The following is a 2,520-nucleotide window of genomic DNA, read 5'->3' on the forward strand; positions in this document are numbered from 1 at the left end:
ATGTCCAAAATTTTGTTTCAACAATTAAGTTAAAACTATATTCATTAACGTTTTGTTGTTCAGTTTTCAAGGTTCATTTCGTGTTGCATCACCGCGTTATCTTGTGGCGACTTTTCTATAATACACCCATTTATTCATGAAAGTCAACACTATTTCATAAGTTTTTTATAAGACACTATTTTCATGATTAAAATTTTGCTAAAAAGGGGAAGATTCATGATTCGCAAACTGTTGGTAACAGTAACTTTAGTGGTGATTGCAACATTATTTGTTTACCCTCAAAGAGATTCCATCATTTCAGTTTTCCGTATAACAGAAGATCCATTGGTCATTTCAAAAGGAAATTATGGACAATCATTAATTGTGGAAGTTTCCTTTTCCCATGAAGGATTTCAAGAGTGGCTACAAACTTTAAAGCAACCTTACCCACTGTTAATGTTAGATGCTGATTGGATAGCACGTTCACCTAAAATTGTAGAGCTTATAAGAAAAAACAATATCCCTACTGGACTACTCGGCGGTAAAGGTGCAAAAGAAAGTTACTCCATTGACCACTTTAAAAAAGATTTAAAAATTTACGAGAAGTATTTTAAAAATAAGCCACTTTGGTTTATGACAACCGATTATGAATTTCCGGAAAAATTAAAACAAACAGTTTATAAAGAAGAAATTAATTTACTTTCTCCTTCTAGCATTTATTCTAAAGAAACTTACAAGAAAGCAAATGGACAAATTATGACGTTAAAATTACACGAAAAATCCAAACCAAACTTTGAAGAATATTCAAAACTTATTGAATCGGAAAAATTTATTTCTATAGAAGAAAATGTTTTTGGTTATACGATAAAAACTAAAAAAATGCCTGAATAAAGAAAAGGCTAAGTCCATCATTTGGTGGATTTAGCCTTTTTCTTATCCGTTTAACTTATGCATTCGAGGATTTTTGTTGTGCTGCCACTTTTCTTGCCTTTTTACGTTCCTCTAACTTTTTGCGATCTTCATCAGACTTAGCGTTGTATTTTGGCAACACCAATAATTGGTATGCATTAACCGCTACTAATGGGAACAATAATAAACCAACATATGTATCAATATTCCCTTGACGACCCATTAGAGCAATTATCCATTCTAATGAAGTTACAACAATCATAAAGAAAAGGGATGAAACTAATACATGCTTTTTCCCCGTTAATTGGATTTTTTTAATCGCTGTTGCTATCGCACCGAAAAGTAAGAAAATTAATAACCCGCCATAAAATAACCAATCTTTAGTATTTTCTGCCTCAGGAGCAAAACGAAATACAACTAAATCCACTAAAAGAATGACAATAATGAGCATTTGTACCCAATTCCATAAAGTTAATGTACGGAAAATTCCCACTCCTACTTGGTGTAAGGTTAAATATGCAAAAAATCCCGCTTGTGCAATCACACTCATTGTACATCCTAATAGTATCATCCACCCGAAAGCAGCAAAAAATTCACCGATTTCACCGGCTGTTAAATACGGCTGGAAAAAGTTCCACCGAATGATGATTCCAGCAATGCCAGTAACAACACCACCAATTACCATGCACATGAAGAAAAACTTAACCCAATTTCTTATTGTCACGACTTAACGTCCCCCATTTTTTCGATATACTTTTATATTTTAACAATGCCATCTGAAAAAAGCTATCGTTGTCACAATCCTATACATATTATGCGTAGGATTGTGAACAATAATGAAAAGAAGAGCCTTTAGAGAAAGGACTGATAAAAGTGTTCAACCGTTTACTTTCTGTTTTGTTCATTGTGATACTGCTTGCCAGCTGTAATGACGCTACTAATAATCCGACCCTTTCTTATGAAGAAATTAAAAAAATTATGATGGACTCGATTCAAACGGAAGATGGAAAGAAGGCAATTCGCCAACTTTTAGAAGACCCAAGTTTCCGCGATCTTGTTGTTCTTGAACACGAAGAAGTTCAAACAGCAATTAACGATACGCTACTCTCTCCAGAGGCACAGGATTTCTGGAAAAAAATATTTGAAGATCCTTCCTTCAAAGAAAATCTTGCCAACAGTATGAAGGAACAGCAAACCGATATTATGAAGCAGTTAATAAAGGATTCAGCCTATCAGGAAGATTTAATTTCATTTTTTGGCCAAGCTGAAATGCAAAAGGAACTTGAAACTGTTTTGAAAAGTGCCGCGCTTCGTAAACAAATGGAAGAAGTCGTGATGGAAACAATTGAAAATCCAATGTTGCAAACAAAGTGGCAGGAACTAATTAAGAAAAGCGGTGAAGCGGCTGGAGCTGGTGGTGGTGAATCCGGCGGCGGCGGTGGCGAATCCGGCGGTGGTGGCGGCGGTGAAGAGAAAGAAGGAGCTGGAGGCGGCGGTCAATCCGGCGGCGGTGGTTCTTAATATAAATAAAAGCGGATTGCATGAAAGCAATCCGCTCAGATTGTCGACAAAAGGCCTTCAGAATGGTCACATTCTGAAGGCCTTTTGTAATTTTGAACGTTTTTCGGGTAT

At 35.8% G+C, this 2,520-nt stretch carries 3 protein-coding genes; 2 read left to right on the plus strand and 1 reads right to left on the minus strand.

Features of this window, described 5'->3' with window-relative positions; translation table 11 throughout:
• The first annotated feature begins 216 nt into the window (after positions 1-216).
• Positions 217-870, plus strand: a complete 654-nt coding sequence (locus H9636_RS18830) for a hypothetical protein (protein WP_191709083.1) — start codon at positions 217-219, stop codon at positions 868-870.
• Between the two features lie 55 nt (positions 871-925).
• Here H9636_RS18830 and H9636_RS18835 read toward each other — a convergent pair whose 3' ends face one another.
• Positions 926-1,612: a KinB-signaling pathway activation protein gene (locus tag H9636_RS18835; protein ID WP_191709084.1), complete on the minus strand. Its 687-nt coding sequence runs from the start codon at positions 1,610-1,612 to the stop codon at positions 926-928.
• Positions 1,613-1,761: 149 nt separating this feature from the next.
• Here H9636_RS18835 and gerD point away from each other — a divergent pair, with 149 nt between their 5' ends.
• Positions 1,762-2,409: a spore germination lipoprotein GerD gene (gene gerD / locus H9636_RS18840; RefSeq protein WP_318241054.1), complete on the plus strand. Its 648-nt coding sequence runs from the start codon at positions 1,762-1,764 to the stop codon at positions 2,407-2,409.
• Positions 2,410-2,520 lie beyond the last annotated feature (111 nt).

Source organism: Ureibacillus galli (genome assembly GCF_014836845.1).
In the GTDB taxonomy this organism is placed as follows: Bacteria; Bacillota; Bacilli; order Bacillales_A; family Planococcaceae; genus Ureibacillus; species Ureibacillus galli.